11 protein-coding genes and 1 pseudogene are annotated in these 16169 nt (G+C 57.3%); 6 read left to right on the top strand and 6 right to left on the bottom strand.

Translation table 11 applies throughout. The features are described 5' to 3' along the window. Window positions 1–48 precede the first annotated feature (48 nt). Entirely contained in the window at window positions 49–1404 is a 1356-nt protein-coding gene (locus tag BLV67_RS01455; protein ID WP_065911587.1) for a tryptophan--tRNA ligase, read from the bottom strand. A gap of 24 nt (window positions 1405–1428) precedes the next feature. Further along, the gene (locus BLV67_RS01450) at window positions 1429–2058 is read right to left on the bottom strand and encodes an alpha/beta hydrolase (RefSeq protein ID WP_065911589.1); all 630 of its coding nucleotides are present in this window, start codon (window positions 2056–2058) and stop codon (window positions 1429–1431) included. 147 nt (window positions 2059–2205) lie between these two features. Between BLV67_RS01450 and BLV67_RS01445 the strand changes: the two genes are divergently transcribed. Next, a complete protein-coding gene (locus BLV67_RS01445) occupies window positions 2206–2643 on the top strand; it encodes a Z-ring associated ZapG family protein (protein WP_017138275.1) in 438 nt (145 codons plus the stop codon). A 195-nt stretch (window positions 2644–2838) separates the two neighbouring features. Here the strand turns inward: BLV67_RS01445 and BLV67_RS33590 are convergent, their stop codons facing one another. The 4 genes and pseudogenes from BLV67_RS33590 to BLV67_RS01430 all read right to left on the bottom strand — a co-directional run bounded on the left by BLV67_RS33590 (window position 2839) and on the right by BLV67_RS01430 (window position 6478). Further along, window positions 2839–3432, bottom strand: coding sequence for an ATP-binding cassette domain-containing protein (locus BLV67_RS33590; protein WP_425272294.1), 594 nt, complete (start codon window positions 3430–3432; stop codon window positions 2839–2841). A 90-nt stretch (window positions 3433–3522) separates the two neighbouring features. Then, window positions 3523–4563: pseudogene (locus BLV67_RS33585) on the bottom strand (ABC transporter ATP-binding protein/permease); the annotation flags it as partial. Between the two features lie 99 nt (window positions 4564–4662). Continuing rightward, window positions 4663–5223 carry a response regulator transcription factor gene (locus BLV67_RS01435; RefSeq protein ID WP_003171731.1) on the bottom strand — a complete coding sequence of 187 codons (561 nt, stop codon included), beginning with the start codon at window positions 5221–5223 and terminating at the stop codon, window positions 4663–4665. Further along, window positions 5216–6478: an ATP-binding protein gene (locus BLV67_RS01430; protein ID WP_017138277.1), complete on the bottom strand. Its 1263-nt coding sequence runs from the start codon at window positions 6476–6478 to the stop codon at window positions 5216–5218. Before BLV67_RS01430 ends, BLV67_RS01435 begins: the two co-directional genes overlap by 8 nt. Window positions 6479–6683: 205 nt before the next feature. Here BLV67_RS01430 and BLV67_RS01425 point away from each other — a divergent pair, with 205 nt between their 5' ends. The 5 genes from BLV67_RS01425 (at window position 6684) to BLV67_RS01405 (ending at window position 16030) form a co-directional block, all read left to right on the top strand. Further along, window positions 6684–7394 carry an SIMPL domain-containing protein gene (locus BLV67_RS01425; RefSeq protein ID WP_065911593.1) on the top strand — a complete coding sequence of 237 codons (711 nt, stop codon included), beginning with the start codon at window positions 6684–6686 and terminating at the stop codon, window positions 7392–7394. A gap of 434 nt (window positions 7395–7828) precedes the next feature. Further along, window positions 7829–10552 carry a hypothetical protein gene (locus BLV67_RS01420; RefSeq protein ID WP_244160687.1) on the top strand — a complete coding sequence of 908 codons (2724 nt, stop codon included), beginning with the start codon at window positions 7829–7831 and terminating at the stop codon, window positions 10550–10552. Between the two features lie 80 nt (window positions 10553–10632). Continuing rightward, window positions 10633–12234 (top strand): ABC transporter substrate-binding protein, encoded by a 1602-nt coding sequence (locus BLV67_RS01415; protein WP_069786063.1) that lies wholly within the window; start codon window positions 10633–10635, stop codon window positions 12232–12234. 258 nt (window positions 12235–12492) lie between these two features. Next, complete coding sequence (locus BLV67_RS01410; RefSeq protein ID WP_065911597.1) at window positions 12493–14121, top strand: ABC transporter substrate-binding protein; 1629 nt, start codon at window positions 12493–12495, stop codon at window positions 14119–14121. Between the two features lie 364 nt (window positions 14122–14485). Beyond that, complete coding sequence (locus tag BLV67_RS01405) at window positions 14486–16030, top strand: ABC transporter substrate-binding protein (protein WP_370694350.1); 1545 nt, start codon at window positions 14486–14488, stop codon at window positions 16028–16030. Window positions 16031–16169 lie beyond the last annotated feature (139 nt).

The raw sequence follows: 16169 nt of genomic DNA, 5'->3' as shown, positions 1-16169 counted from the left end.
GTCACTGTAACGACGGCCCTGGATAATGGCAATCAACCCTTGGTCGGGTTAATCCTCGATGGGGGTCAACGCAACGCGCAAGGCGGCGATGGCTGCATCGCGCGACGTTTCGTCGGCAAAGTCAGCGCTATCGGCCACGGCCGCACCGTCCAGCCATACGCTGAAGCCTGTGGCCTCAGTACGTAGATCAAGCGCGTCGCCGTTTTGCAGTTGCTTGGTCACTGCGCCCGCTGTTTTGCCATCGGCAAAATTGCGCGACAACAGCAATTGCTCGCCCTCGGCCGACAGCAGGCGGAAGCGGAAACTACCGTCGTCTTCACGAAAGCTTACAAATCGCGCAGCTTTCGCGGCTTTCTTCTTGGCCGCCACCGGCGCGGCGCCCTGGTTGACGAACGAGCGCAGGCCCACGGCTTCACGCAGCTCGGCAAGGAACGGTGCGGCCACGGCGCGGGCTTTCTTGGCGCCGATCAGCAGCAGGTCTTCCATGTCCGAGGGGCGCGACATCAACTGGTGGTAACGCTCGCGCGGCTCGCTCAGTTGGCTGTCGAGCAGTTGGAACAGGCGGTTCTTCGCTTCGCCCCAGCCCAGGCCTTGCAGCAGCTCGGCGCGGAACTCTTGTTCCTGAGCCTTGCTGGCAAATGCCTGGAACAAGGTGAACAGGTGCGAGTTGTCCGGGTCCTTGGCTTCGCCGGGCGCGCGCGAGTCGGTGACGATCCGCGAGATGGCGTCCTTCATGTCCTTGGCGCTGGTGAACAACGGGATGGTGTTGTCGTAGCTCTTGGACATCTTGCGGCCATCCAGGCCCGGCAAGGTGGCGACGCTTTCTTCGATCAACGCCTCGGGCATGGTGAAGAATTCTTTACCGTTGCCGAACAGGTGGTTGAAACGCTGGCCGATGTCGCGGGCCATTTCCACGTGCTGGATCTGGTCACGGCCCACCGGCACCTTGTGCGCGTTGAACATCAGGATGTCCGCCGCCATCAGCACCGGGTAGCTGTACAGGCCCATGCTGATGCCCGCGTCCGGGTCTTCACCGCTTTCGACGTTCTTGTCCACCGAGGCCTTGTAGGCATGGGCACGGTTGAGCAGGCCCTTGGCGGCAACACAGGTCAGCAGCCAGGTCAGCTCGGGGATTTCCGGGATGTCGGACTGGCGATAGAAGGTCACCCGGTTCACATCCAGGCCACCGGCCAGCCAGGTCGCGGCGATTTCCATGCGCGAGCGCTGGATGCGCTGCGGGTCATCGCACTTGATCAGGGCGTGGTAGTCGGCCAGGAAGTAGAAGGAATCGGCATTCGCGTCCTGGCTGGCGAGGATCGCCGGGCGGATCGCACCGGCGTAGTTGCCCAGGTGCGGCGTGCCGGTGGTGGTGATGCCGGTGAGGATACGGGTACGAGTCGTCATGGGTAATCGCTTATCAGACTGCTATCAATTCGAGAGGCGCGGCAGCACCAGATCCTTGAGATCGGTGAGCTTGCCATGAAAAAAGTGTCCGCATTCTGCCACTTTCAGCAGCTCATGGGGGCGTTTGAGGGCGGCGGACCAGTCGTAGACCAGTTGAGGGTCGACCACTTCGTCGGTTTCCGGCTGGATCAGGGTCAGTGGGCAACCTTGGGGCAGCACATCGCTATCACGCAGGCGCATCACCGCAGCGGCGACCATAAACAGGTGCGCAAGCTTTTCGCCCTTGGCTTCCAGGCGGCCACCGAGGCTGGCCGCGACATAGCCGCCGAAGGAAAAGCCGAGCAGGGTAATCGGCAGCTCGGGGTGTTTTTCCCGCAGCCAGGTAGCCGCCGCTTCGGCATCGTCCACTTCACCGTTGGCCATGTCGTGAGTACCGGCGCTCGCGCCGACGCCACGGTAATTGAAACGTAAAGTAATCAAACCAGCATCGCGGGCAGTACGCTGCAGGGTCGAAACGACTTTATTGAGCATGGTGCCACCTTGCACCGGGTTAGGGTGGCAGATCAGCGCCAGGCCACGTGGCTCGGGGTGATCCAGGTACAAGGCTTCCAATTGGCCTACCGGGCCAGCGATCAAAACGGGGGTTTCACGCATGAGCAAGGAATGAACTCCGTGACCTCTCAAAGGGTCGACTCGTCTAGCTAAAAGTCTGTGCATGGCATCATTGCGAGCTTAATCGCGGTATACAGCGCAGGTTTGAGCCGTTAACGTAAAGCAAAGCCGTTTATAGAGGAAGGACTCGTGGAACACTCGCTCTTAGTTTGGTTGTTGCCGACTCTTGCCCTGGTTGCCGGTGTCGCCATTGGATTCCTGGTTGCCCGCTTGCTGCCGAATGCCGCGCCTAACCGCACGCAGCGTCAGTTGGATGACATTCAGGAACGTTTTGACAGTTATCAGAACGAGGTTGTTACCCACTTCAACAGCACCGCGACCCTGGTCAAGAAGCTCACTCAGAGCTACCAGGAAGTACAGGATCATCTCGCCGATGGCGCCAACCGCCTCGCCCTCGACGACATCACCCGCCAGCGCCTGCTGGCCGCGTTGCATTCCGATGCACCGCAAGCCCCACGGGAGCGCTTGACGCCACCGCGGGAAAATCAGGAGCCACCACGGGACTACGCGCCAAAAACGCCGAACGCCCCAGGCATGCTGGACGAGCATTACGGCTTGAAGAAGTAAGTTATTTTCAAGCGATAAAAAGCCCGGCTGATCGATGATCAGCCGGGCTTTTTTGTGGGTGCTTATTCTCAAGAACAGTGGAGATCCACTGTGGGAGCGGGCTTGCTCGCGAAAGCGGTGGATCAGTCAAAACAACTGCAACTGACAGACCGCATTCGCGAGCAAGCCCGCTCCCACATTTTGATCGAGCTCGCCTCAGGAGACGGGTTGCTCCTGCAACAGCCCACCCTCAATCCGCACATGCCGCCCATGAAAACGCTTGAGGCTGCTGCGATGGCCGACACTGACGATACTCAACCCCGGCAGCTCATCGATCAACGCTTGATACAAGCTCGCCTCATCCTCTTCATCCATGGCCGAGGTGGCTTCGTCCATGTACATCCACTGCGGCGCGAACAACAAGGCACGGGCAAAGGCCAGACGCTGCTGCTCACCGGGTGAGAGCATCCGCTGCCAGTGGTTGGCCTCATCCAGGCGGCTGACCAGATGGGGCAAGCGGCAGGTTTCCAGGACCTGTGCATAACGTTCGGCCGGGTAGGTGCTGTCGTCTTGTGGATAACTCAACACGGCCTTCAGGCTGCCAATCGGCAAGTAAGGCTTTTGCGGCAGGAACAGATAACGCGCCGCCGGCAGGCGAATGCTGCCGTGGCCCGCCGGCCACAAGTTGCCCATGGCGCGCAGCAACGTACTTTTGCCGCTACCGGAACGCCCACTGAGCATCACGCGCTGGCCAGGCTCTACGGTCATGTCGGCGTCGGTGAGCAGATGGCGGCCGTCGACCAGGTCCATGCCCAGGTCTTTGACCACCAGTTGCTCGCCTTGCGGGCGCACATCAATGGCCGGAGCACGTTGCTCGTTTTCGCTCATGGCCTGGTGGAAGCTCAGCAAACGGTCACTGGTCGCGCGCCAGCTGGCCAAATCGGAGTAAGCGGTGATAAACCAGCTGAAATTGCCCTGCACATTGCCGAATGCGGAGTTGATTTGCATCAGCTCGCCCAGTTCGATCTTGCCGGAGAAATAGCGCGGTGCTGCCACGATAAACGCAAAGACGATTGCGATCTGCTCATAACCGGCGGTGAAGAAGGTCAGGCGCTTGGACACTTTCATGATGTCCCAATAGTTGTGCCAAACCTTGCCGAACCGCGCACTCAAACGCTGATTTTCGTTTGGCTCGCCATTGTACAAAGCAATGCTTTCGGCATTTTCCCGCACGCGCACCATGGAGAAGCGCAAGTCTGCTTCGAAACGTTGCTGCTGGTTGCTAAGACCGATCAAACGACGACCGATCAGGTGCGTCAGCCAACTGCCGACGGCGGCATACAGCAATGCGCACCAGAACATGTAGCCGGGGATGGTGATACCGAACACTTCGATGCTGCCCGAAACGCCCCACAGAATGATCGAAAACGACACCAGGCTGACAACGTTGCGCAGCAGCCCCAGACTCAAGCTCAACGTCGTCGACGTGAAGTTATTGAGGTCTTCGGAAATACGTTGGTCCGGGTTATCGGTATAACCGCCCTGTTCCAGCTGGTAGTAGTTCTTGTGGCTAAGCCAGCGCGCGAAATACTTTTCGGTGAGCCAGGCACGCCAGCGAATCGTCAGCATCTGAGTCAAGTACAGGCGGTAGACCGCAGCGACAATCGCCACGGCGGCGAGCATGCAGAAATAGCCGATCAGTTGCCAGAAGGCGGCCGTGTCCTTCTTCTCCAGGGCGTTGTAGAAGTCCTTGTACCAATGGTTGATCCAGACCGAAAAGGCCACACTGAACAGCGAAAGAGCAATCACTGCTGCCAGCAATACCCAGGCTTTGCCCTTCTCTTCGCTGCGCCAGTAAGGCGCTATCAGCGCCCAGGTTCGGCGAAAAAAATGCCCACGCACCGCGTCGTTGACCGCGGAATACTCAGCGTTCTGATTCATCGTTCAGGCTCTGTAAGAAAATGTGACAGGCGTTTGAACCGATCATAGACGATCGGTTCAGGGCTCCGTGCAGCCTGAAGCGGATTGTTCAGACTTTGTTCAGCGCCGTACCGGGCGTTTCTGCAACTTGCGTTGCAGCGTACGTCGGTGCATGCCCAACGCGCGGGCGGTAGCGGAGATATTGCCTTCGTGTTCGGTCAGCACGCGCTGGATGTGTTCCCACTGCAGGCGGTCCACCGACATCGGGTTTTCCGGCACCAGGGTGTCGAGGTCGGCGTGCTCGGAGAGCAAGGCAGCCAGCACGTCGTCGGCGTCGGCCGGCTTGCACAGGTAATTGCAGGCACCGCGCTTGATGGCCTCGACGGCGGTGGCGATGCTGGAGTAACCGGTGAGGATCACCACGCGCATTTCCGGGTCCAGCTCCAGCAGCTTGGGCAGCAACACCAGGCCGGAGTCACCGTCCATTTTCAGGTCGAGCGCGGCGTAGTCCGGCAGGTCGGCCTGGGCGATGGTCAGGCCTTCTTCAGCCGAACCTGCGGTGCTCACGCGAAAGCCACGACGGCTCATGGCGCGCGCCATCACGCGGGTAAAGGTGGCGTCGTCATCTACCAGCAACAGGTGCGGCAGTTCTTCGCCTTCGACTTGGATCTCGTCACTCATCGATATCTCCTCGTGCGACACGGGGCAGGCGCAGCTCGGTGAGCGTGCCACCTTCCTCATGACTATAGAGCTTCACTGAGCCGCCCGCGCGGGTCACGCTGGCCTTGCTCAAAAACAGGCCGAGGCCGAAGCCTTTGCCCTTGGTGGTAAAGAACGGTTTGCCGATCTGTTCGGCAATGGCCAGCGGCACGCCCGCGCCGTGGTCACGAATACTGATGGTGACGTTTTCCGCGTCCCAGTCCAGCTGTACGCCCAGGCCTTCGGGGCAAGCGTCGGCGGCGTTGTTCAGCAGGTTGAGCAAGGCCTGGGTCAGGTCCGGCGGCGGCGCCATGCGCGGCACACTGCCCTGCCCTAATAGATGAAAACGGTAACTGGCTTCGGGACGCATCAGGTGCCAGCGGTTCAGGGCTTCGTCGAGCCACTGGGTCACGTCCTGCATCTCTACCGCCAGGCGGCGATTGGCTTCGGCCGCGCGCACCAGTTGCTGCAAGGTCTGCTTGCACTGCTTGACCTGTTCGCGCAACACACCGAGGTCTTCTTGCAGCACCGGGTCGTGATGGTCCTGGGTCATTTCGTTAAGCAGCACGCTCATGGTCGCCAATGGTGTGCCCAATTCGTGGGCGGCGCCGGCGGCTTGAGTGGCGACGGCCAGCAATTGCTGGTCGCGCAGGCCTTCTTCGCGGCGAATAGCGCGCAGTTCTTCCTGACGGCGCAGTTCTTCGGCCATGCGTGCAGCGAAAAACGTGATCACCGCAGCAGACAGCGCGAAGCTCAGCCACATCCCGTAGATCTGCAGGTTTTCGCGGGCGATGGGAAAGGTTTGCAGCGGATAGAACTGCGCCAGCAGCAAGGTATAGAGCGTCAGCGCAATTCCCGACAGCACCACCGAGTAGCGCCATGGCAAGGTCACGGCGGCGATGGTCAGTGGCACCAGGTAATAAGAAACGAACGGGTTGGTGGAACCACCGGAGAAATAAAGCAACACACTGTGGATAAACAGGTCGCAGGCCAACTGGAGCGCATATTCCAACTCGGTCACCGGCCACGTAGTGCGCAAACGGATGGCGGTGAACGCGCACAGCACCGTGGAAAACGCCAGGGTCACACCCAGTTGCAGCCACGGCAGCGGCAGCAGGTCGAACCAATAGGCAAGCCCGACGGAGCCGGCCTGTGCGGCCAGTACCAGGGTACGGATGAACGTCAGGCGCCAGAGGTTCTGGCGTGTGGCGGAAGTCAGTTTTACGGCGGCGAGCATGAGCTCTCCCGGTGAGCGCTGCAGGCGGATCGGCACGAGTATAAACGAAGCAGACCCGCTGGCACGGCGCGTGTGGCTCTTTGACGCAGGCCGGCCAAACGACCGTTCGTCGGCACCACCACCACTTGTAGCGAATGTGTAAACCCGAAGAACCCGATGCCACCGTCTACAGTCTTAACCAACACGACTACCTCAAGGAGCTTCCATGTCTCGTTTCACTCGCAGTGCAGCTGTTATTACCCTCGGCGTCGCCACCCTGGCCAGCCTGCCTGCGCTGGCAGCCGAAGGGCTGAACTACAACCAGATTTCCCTGCGCGCCGAGGTCAGCCAGGAGGTTGCTCGCGACAAGATGATCGTGACGCTTTACACCGAGTCGCAAAACGCCGACCCGGCCAAACTCGCCGCAGAAATCACCACCACCATGAACAAGGCGCTGGGCCAGGCGCGCGAAGTCAAGGCTGTGACCCTGCGTCAAGGCAGCCGTAACAGCTACCCGATCTACGACAACAAGAACCAGAAGATTACCGGCTGGCGTGAGCGCGCCGAACTGCGCCTGGAAAGTGCCGACTTCCCTGCCCTGTCCAAGCTCACCGGCGAGCTGCTCAATACCTTGAAAATGGAGAATATGGACTTCGCCATCGCGGATGCCACGCGCAAGTCCAGCGAAGACGCGTTGCTTAAAGAAGCGGTTGCCGCATTCAAGGCCCGCGCGCAACTGGCCACCGATGCACTGGGCGGCAAGGGCTACAAGATCGTCAACCTGAACTTCAACACCAACGGTTACCCGATGCCTTACGCCCGTGGCGGCATGATGATGAAGGCAGCCATGGCGGATTCGGCCCCCACACCGGAAGTGGAAGCGGGCACCAGCCAGGTCAGCATGAGTGCTGATGGGGTGATTGAAGTCCTGCAGTAAGTCTTACGATTAAAAAACGGTGCAGCCTTGATGGCTCGCACCGTTTTTTTTTGATTGTTTAATTTGGAGGACGGCGAGCTGTCAGTTTTTTCCCAAACGCCGTAGGCCGCGCCTTATAAAGGTTATTTTCGTACAACGTACCCGCCCGCCGTGGAACCCTGCGCAAGTATTAAACCACCCAGTTACGAGCAACTGATGCTTTCAAACTCTAACCCGTAAATTCCATTTAGCGGATGTACGAGTAAATCAGTTTTCCTCTTTGGCTTATGCCATTACGCAACCGTAAGCACATAAGTCGATCAGAGGTAAAACAAGCGTGTTCAGAACCCACATAAGTCATGACATATCGTAATGTCGCGGCGTGCGTAATGCCGGCCCTGATATTTCGCGTCATGCAACTATTGTTGATAACTCATGAGTAAAGCGCCCCGATCATGAATATACGCCCGCCCGTGCTGTCGCCCTATACCAACCCTGCCAATACACATCCGAAACCTGTCGTCACGCCGCCAGCGGAAAATACACGCCCAAGTGCGCTGACCGGTCCAGGAGCGGAAACTTCAGGCCCGGGGCAAAAACCGAGCACCGCCCCAACCCCCAACCATGAGCTTGATTTCGCCAAAGGGGTGATTTATGGGTCAATCACCGTTCCCCCGCCCACGGCAAGCTATACGCAACAGGAGCGCCTACAGCGGGTCGACGCCTTCGCCGGTCGTGTAGTAACGCAAATCAAGAACATAGAAAGTGGCGAAGAAGGTGAAAGCAATATCCGGTTCCAGAAGACTCGTCAGTTCATGGAACCTGCCGGTTACTTTAGCGGCGGGTTACTGGCTGCCGGCTTGGATCCACATGAGAAAATAACGGTAACATTTAACTCATACGTTGGAAAATGGAAGCCGGAAGTCAAGACCAACACCGACACACGCACTTATTTTGCTTGGGAGATTGCAGCGGGCGCTCTAAAGCACGATAGGCCGGCCGCCGGCGGCCTACTCAACTTCCAAACAATGGAAATCAAGCCAGAAGACCGGAGCAAAATTAACGATTTGGAGGCCCTGGGCAAAAAGCTTCAAGACCACTGGAAAGATGACATAGCCAAACCCATGAGCGACAAGTCGGGTGCATTGGCAAAGCGCTCGGGCAAAGCCGATGCCTATGTCGTCAAGGGCACCTTACAAAGCCTGCGAAACGACAAGGCTATTTATAAAGCGCTGACACCTGAAGGTCGAGCAGCGATTGATCGCACGCTCGACAAGAACGGCAATGTGGTCATCCCAAATATATACGGCTACCCACTGGCCGGTTATGCGTTTATCCCTTATGTCAATTATCACGGCGATTATGACACCCGCCCCAATCAAGGCCTGATGATTGACTTGAAAAACGGTACGGTCAGTGAGCTGAAGGGAGATGATGAATTTGCGCGCTGGGCCAAAAACAATCGTGAAGCACTACTGGCCAGCTTCAATGGCGAAGACAAACAAGGTGGGAAAGATGCTCATTGGCCACCGGCGAGCACCGTCCTCGACAACTTGATTGCGGGTAATCATGCGCACTACCCCGGACGTCATAACCTTCTCAGCGATAAACAAGTCTCCGTCAGGGAGACATTTAATTACACCCAGTCGCGCAAAGAAAGTTATTACTTAAATTTTGGAGACCTGAAATCCGGCATTGCAAGGGATTATCAGGAGATTAACGCCAACAATGCAAAGTGGGCCGATCAAACCCAGGTATTTGGTTCTTCGCAGCAAACGTGGAAGGAAGCCAAAGAGTTGTGGGGACGCACCTTCGGCTACGTGCCCGTCCTTGGTAATGCGGGCAACATTTTCTTCGGTATTCATGACTCCATTTATGGCAAGACCGCCGAAGATCGCGTTGGCGGCACCGCTGCTGCGGTGATATCGAGCCTGCAGCTGGTGCACGAAATCACACCTGCCGTGGTAGAGGCCGGCCTTGGCGACATCCCGACAGCCGTTAACCCCTCATCATCCGGGCACTACAGCTGGAACTACAACGAGCTGACAACAGATTTTGAACTGGTGCGAAAATCACAAACATCTAACGATGTTGATACCGGCTCAGCTATACCAGCGAGTGCACCCAGCGTCCCGGCGGCCGATAAGCCTTCCCTGACCTTTGCGGGAATGCGTGAAGTGGAGTTCAGGGGCAAGGCGTATTTCGCAGCCGATAAGCCCGATGCCCTGGACGGCACAAGTTACTTGTTACGTGTGCAAGATCCAAAGGATCCAACAAAACTGGTGAGTAGCGGGATTGTTGCCAAGCCTGATGCAGCGGGCGTGTGGAAAAAAATCGGGGTGGAGGGTGGTGGAAAATGGTTCTGGGATCGTACACCTTCACCCACGCTCAGTGATGACCTGAAGTCGCCACCTTCGTTTGCCAATCAATTCCTCGATCTGGAGGGAAAAAAAATTAACGCGGCTGAAAGAGTCGATGAATTCTTGAAAATAAATGAACGGACGCACTATGAGTTTGCCACCCGAAACTACGAAGAGAACGGGAAAATCAAATCGAACTTCAATGTGTCCTGGAAAATCGACGAGACTGATTTTTCCGTTGAGCCAGGAGAAAAAGCACGCGTTACGGAACACAGTACCAGCGAGTACTCACCCAACTTTGTCCTGGATGTAAATCGTAATACTTACATCGTCACACGCACCGAAAACGGGCTGCTGAGTACCGCACCGTTGGATGCCGTGGCAGACTCGGCTGAAAATATCAGGAAAGCACGGCTGAAACAGTTTGAGGATGCCATCCCTGACGCCGACTTGCGCGCCCGCATTTCCGAGGTAGCCCATCAGGGCTCCATAGCACCCGCTATCATCGAGTTGAATACGGATGGCTCGATGCTGCAAGAGGGCTACCGCTTCGGCGCCGACGACACTCAGTATCACATTGAATACGACAGTTCCAAGAACGAGGCCAAGGTTCAGATCATTTCCAGAGGGCACCTCAATAACGGGGACCTGGATATAGAACACGTTCCCGGCGTAGAGGTAACGATCAAGAGAACGTTCACGATACGAGAGGGTAACGAGTTGGACAGCGCCTATACGATCGACAGCAACGCTCCATCCAGCATTGAAGTAACCGTCAAACCCCAACCGGAGCCGGAGAATAAACCAGCCCTTACCTGATCCCCTGAACGGCGGTAACCTCGGTGACCGCCGTTTTCGTTCGGGCAGCTTTTACAGGCTTGCCACTTCAGGGGTCTTTAATGGACAGAATCACCTTAAAACCGTTGCTACTCGCCGCCGGCCTCTTGGCCTGCATGCCCATGGCTCACGCCGCGAGCACCCTGGTCTACTGCTCCGAAGCCAGCCCCGCCGGCTTCGACCCCAGCCAGTACACCAGCGGCACCGACTTTGATGCCTCCGCTGAAACCGTCTTTAACCGCCTGACCCAGTTCAAGCGCGGCGGTACCGAGGTAGAACCTGGCCTGGCAACAAGCTGGGATGTCTCCAAAGACGGTCTGACCTACACTTTCCACCTGCGCGACGGGGTCAAGTTCCACACCACTGACTACTTCACCCCGAGCCGCGACTTCAACGCAGATGACGTACTGTTTACCTTCAATCGCCTGCTGGATGCCGATAGCCCGTTTCGCAAGGCTTATCCATCCGAATCGCCGTACTTCACCGACATGGGTTTGAACACCACGATCAAAAGTGTCGAAAAACTCGACGAGCACACCGTGCAGTTCAACCTGAACAACGTCGACGCCTCGTTTGTGCAGAACCTGGCCATGAGCTTCGCCTCGGTGCAATCGGCCGAGTACGCCGCCCACTTGCTGAAAGAGGGCAAGGCCGAGCAAATCAATCAAAAGCCCGTAGGCACCGGGCCATTTGTGTTCAAGCGCTACCAGAAAGACTCGCAGATTCGCTACGTGGCCAATAAACAGTATTGGAAACCTGAGGATGTGAAGCTCGACAACCTGGTATTCGCCATCACCCCGGACGCCGCCGCGCGCCTGCAAAAGCTCAAGGCCGGGGAATGCCAGGTCAGCGGTTACCCGCGCCCGTCCGACATTGAAATAATGAAACAAGACCCCAACCTGCGCGTGCTGCAACAGGCCGGTTTCAATTTGGGTTTTCTGGCCTACAACGTGACGCATCCTCCGCTGGACCAGCTCAAGGTGCGCCAGGCGCTGGACATGGCCATCGATAAGCCGGCAATTATCAAGGCTGTTTACCAAAGCGCCGGACAATTGGCGCAAAACGCACTGCCACCCGCGCAGTGGTCTTATGACCCGACTATCAAGGATGCGCCCTACGATCCGACCAAGGCCCGGGCGCTACTAAAAGAAGCAGGGGTTGCACCAGGTACCACCATCAATTTGTGGGCCATGACCGTCCAGCGGGCTTCCAACCCCAACGCGCGCATGTCGGCACAAATGATCCAGCAAGACTGGGCGAAGGTCGGTATCAAAGCCAACATCATCAGCTACGAATGGGGCGAATACATCAAACGCGCCAAAAATGGCGAGCATGACGCGATGATTTACGGCTGGACCGGTGACAATGGCGACCCCGATAACTGGCTCGGCGTGCTCTACAGTTGTGCCGCCGTGAAGGGCAGCAACTACGCCAAATGGTGTAACCCGGCCTACGACAAACTGGTGCAGCAGGCCAAGGTCAGCAACGACCGCGAGCAACGCATCAAGTGGTATCAACAGGCACAGAAAATCCTTAAGGAACAGGTACCTATAACGCCTATTGCGAACTCGACGGTTTTCCAGCCACTGCGTAAAGAAGTGCAGGACTTCAAAATCAGTCCGTTTGGGCTGACGCCGTTCTACGGTGTCAGTCTAGATAAGTAACAAGGGCGCCCCAACCGAGTGCGCCAGACGCCTCGGCTGGGCTTTTTTGGTGCGCTCGATGCACCGAAAAAACCCTCTATATATATGCATTTATGTACAAACTTTCATAAATGCGACATTCCTGTACGTTCGTACCACAGTTTGCCTCTTGCAACGGTTCAGCATCTTGCAATGGGTATGGCCCCTGCATAAGTATCCGCAGGCCGACTCACGAGGTCGCCCTCACCACCAAAAATGACAACAAATCATGAGGCCAACATGCTTAAACACGCAGTCCTTCCGCTTTTAGTGAGTGCTGGCCTTATGGCCGCTGCTCCTTTCGCCCATGCGGCGAGTAACCTGGTGTTCTGCTCCGAAGGGAGCCCGGCCGGTTTCGACCCAGGCCAGTACACCGCCGGAACAGACTTCGATGCCTCGGCCGAAACCATGTTCAACCGTCTGACCCAGTTCGAACGCGGCGGCACCGCTGTGATTCCTGGGCTGGCCACCAGCTGGGACGTGGCCCCGGATGGCCTGACGTACACCTTCCACCTGCGTGATGGCGTGAAATTCCACACCACTTCGTACTTCAAGCCGACCCGTACCTTCAATGCCGATGACGTTCTGTTCACGTTCAACCGCATGATCAACAAGGACGATCCGTTCCGTAAAGCCTACCCCACCGAGTTCCCGTACTTCACGGACATGGGGATGGACACCAACATCAAGAACATCGAGAAAGTCGATGACCACACCGTCAAGTTCACCCTTGGCACTGTGGACGCCGCCTTCATCCAGAACCTGGCGATGAGTTTCGCCTCCATCCAGTCGGCCGAATACGCCGCTCAACTGTTGAAGGAAGGCAAGCCCGCGGACATCAACCAGAAGCCAATCGGCACTGGTCCGTTCGTGTTCAAGAGCTATCAGAAAGATTCGAACATTCGTTACACCGGCAACAAGGACTACTGGAAACCTGAGGATGTGAAGATCGATAACCTGATCTTCGCCATCACCACCGACCCGTCGGTGCGCATCCAGAAGCTCAAGAAAAACGAATGCCAGATCACCTTGTTCCCACGTCCGGCCGACCTCAAGGCGCTGGGCGAAGACAAGGACCTGAAACTGCCGCACCAGGCCGGTTTCAACCTGGGCTACATCGCTTACAACGTCATGCCGGTGATCAAGGGGCAGACCGCCGCCAACCCACTGGCCGACCTGCGTGTACGTGAAGCGTTGGACATGTCGGTGAACAAGCAGCAGATCATCGACTCCGTGTACCAGGGCGCAGGCCAACTGGCCGTCAACGCCATGCCGCCGACCCAGTGGTCCTACGACACCACCATCAAGGATACGAAGTTCGACCCAGCCAAGGCCAAGGAACTGCTCAAGGAAGCCGGCATTAAAGAAGGCACCGAGATCACCCTGTGGGCCATGCCGGTTCAACGGCCGTATAACCCGAACGCCAAACTGATGGCCGAGATGCTGCAGAACGACTGGAAACAGATCGGCCTGAAGGTCAACATCGTCAGCTACGAGTGGGGCGAGTACCTCAAGCGCTCCAAAGGCGGCGAGAACCAGGCCATGATCATTGGCTGGAGCGGCGACAATGGTGACCCGGACAACTGGCTGAACGTGCTGTTCGGCTGCGACTCGCTGGCCGGTAACAACTTCTCCAAATGGTGCGACAAGAAATTCGACGGCATCGTCAAAGAAGCCAAAGCCACATCGGACGTCGCCAAACGCACCGAGCTGTACAAGCAGGCGCAACATATCCTCAAAGATGCAGTCCCGATGACACCTATCGCGCACTCGACGGTGTATCAACCCATGCGCAACACCGTGCAGGACTTCAAGATCAGCCCGTTTGGCTTGAACTCCTTCTACGGCGTTAGTGTAAGCGGCAAGTAAGACTCAGTAGCGGCGACGTTTCATAACGTCGCCGTTATTGCATCCGCCTAGACCGTAGGAAACAGACCACAACCGCAACATTGCCTTCCTACAGCAATGAACTGCGACTTGTGCATCCGTTACCTACAAGGTCAATCCGTTTTGGCGCATTTACTGCAAGCTCCGCGACCCATACCGTCGTAGGACAGCAGAAGCGCCAATCCAGGAAAGGCACTTGCTGCGTGTGGGATCAGTGATGTCCACCAGGCCTGACGCCTGGGTGATTGCTCGCTGATGACAACAACAAACAAGGATCGGGATCGTCATGCGCCATACCACTGTTCTATCCGCAATTTTTGGCACCAGCCTGCTGGCTGTGGCCACGATGGGCCAAGCTGCCGAAAAGAAGAGCCTGGTGTTCTGCTCTGAAGGCAGCCCGGCAGGGTTCGACACCGCGCAGTACACCACCGCCACCGACAACGACGCGGCGGAACCTTTGTACAACCGCCTGGTTGAATTCGAAAAAGGTGCGACTGACGTGGTGCCTGGGCTGGCAACCAAGTGGGATATTTCCGAAGACGGCCTGACTTACACCTTTCACCTGCGTGAAGGGGTGAAGTTCCACAGCAACAAGGAATTCAAGCCGACACGCGACTTCAATGCCGACGATGTGCTGTTCACCTTCAACCGCATGCTTGACCCTGAATACCCGTTTCGCAAGGCCTACCCCACCGAGTTTCCGTACTTCAACGGGATGAGCCTGAACAAGAACATCGCCAAGGTCGAGAAGACCGGCCCCTACACCGTGGTGATGACCCTGAACACGGTCGACGCCGCGTTTGTACAAAACATCGCGATGAGCTTTGCCTCGATCCTGTCGGCCGAGTACGCCGAACAGTTGCTCAAAGAGGGCAAACCCAGCGACATCAACCAGAAGCCGATCGGCACTGGGCCGTTTGTATTCCAGCGCTACCAGAAAGACTCGCAGATCCGTTATGTGGGCAACAAACAGTACTGGGACCCAAGTCGCGTCAAGCTGGACCAACTGATTTTTGCCATCAACACCGACGCCTCGGTGCGGGTGCAGAAGCTCAAGGCCGGCGAGTGCCAGATCACCCTGCATCCGCGCCCCGCTGACGTCGACGCGCTCAAGGCCGATCCAAACCTGCAACTGTTGACCAAGCCAGGTTTCAACCTCGGCTACATCGCCTACAACGTGCGCCACAAACCCTTCGACCAGCTCGAAGTGCGCCAGGCGCTGGACATGGCGGTGAACAAGCAGAGCATCCTGAATGCCGTGTACCAGGGCGCGGGCCAACTGGCGGTCAACGCCATGCCGCCGACCCAGTGGTCCTATGACGACAGCATCAAGGACGCCGCCTACAACCCGGAAAAGGCCAAGCAACTGCTCAAGGCTGCCGGCGTTAAAGAAGGCACCGAGATCACCCTGTGGGCCATGCCGGTGCAGCGCCCGTACAACCCCAACGCCAAGCTGATGGCCGAGATGCTGCAAAGCGATTGGGCCAAGATCGGCCTCAAGGTCAAGATCGTCAGCTATGAATGGGGCGAATACATCAAGCGCACCAAGAACGGTGAGCACGATATCAGCCTGATCGGCTGGACCGGCGACAACGGTGACCCGGACAACTGGCTGGGCACCCTCTACAGCTGCGACGCCATCGGCGGGAACAACTACTCCATGTGGTGTGACCCGGCGTACGACAAGCTGATCAAGCAAGCCAAGGTCGTGACCGACCGCGAACAAAGGACTGTTCTGTACAAGCAGGCGCAGCAATTGCTTAAACAGCAAGTGCCGATCACGCCAGTCGCCCACTCGACGGTCAACCAGCCGTTAAGCGCCAAAGTCGAAGGTTTCAAAGTCAGCCCCTTCGGCCGCAACGTGTTTTCGGGCGTCAGTCTCAACCCATAAGAAAATAACCGGATGGTGCGGAGCCAAATCGGCTCCGTGGCAAACGTGCAGCCTTTTGTTGGGATTTATCCTACGGCAAACGTTTGCACTAGCTTGAACGAGTTACACACCCAATAGCCGGTTCACCTAAAAAGACCGG

The sequence above is a fragment of the Pseudomonas salomonii genome, from assembly GCF_900107155.1.
GTDB classification, from domain to species: Bacteria; Pseudomonadota; Gammaproteobacteria; order Pseudomonadales; family Pseudomonadaceae; genus Aquipseudomonas; species Aquipseudomonas salomonii.
Note: the sequence above shows the minus strand (reverse complement) of the source record. Positions and strands in the feature narration are given on the sequence as shown.

Excerpts from the sequence above, each read along its gene's own strand:
- BLV67_RS01450 (WP_065911589.1), bottom strand. The coding sequence starts at position 2,058 with ATGCGTGAAACCCCCGTTTTGATCGCTGGCCCGGTAGGCCAATTGGAA.
- BLV67_RS01430 (WP_017138277.1), bottom strand. The coding sequence starts at position 6,478 with ATGCTCGCCGCCGTAAAACTGACTTCCGCCACACGCCAGAACCTCTGG.
- BLV67_RS01405 (WP_370694350.1), top strand. The coding sequence starts at position 14,486 with ATGGGCCAAGCTGCCGAAAAGAAGAGCCTGGTGTTCTGCTCTGAAGGC.
- BLV67_RS01410 (WP_065911597.1), top strand. The coding sequence starts at position 12,493 with ATGCTTAAACACGCAGTCCTTCCGCTTTTAGTGAGTGCTGGCCTTATG.
- BLV67_RS01455 (WP_065911587.1), bottom strand. The coding sequence starts at position 1,404 with ATGACGACTCGTACCCGTATCCTCACCGGCATCACCACCACCGGCACG.
- BLV67_RS01415 (WP_069786063.1), top strand. The coding sequence starts at position 10,633 with ATGGACAGAATCACCTTAAAACCGTTGCTACTCGCCGCCGGCCTCTTG.
- BLV67_RS33590 (WP_425272294.1), bottom strand. The coding sequence starts at position 3,432 with ATGGACCTGGTCGACGGCCGCCATCTGCTCACCGACGCCGACATGACC.
- BLV67_RS01420 (WP_244160687.1), top strand. The coding sequence starts at position 7,829 with ATGAATATACGCCCGCCCGTGCTGTCGCCCTATACCAACCCTGCCAAT.
- BLV67_RS01435 (WP_003171731.1), bottom strand. The coding sequence starts at position 5,223 with ATGAGTGACGAGATCCAAGTCGAAGGCGAAGAACTGCCGCACCTGTTG.
- BLV67_RS01425 (WP_065911593.1), top strand. The coding sequence starts at position 6,684 with ATGTCTCGTTTCACTCGCAGTGCAGCTGTTATTACCCTCGGCGTCGCC.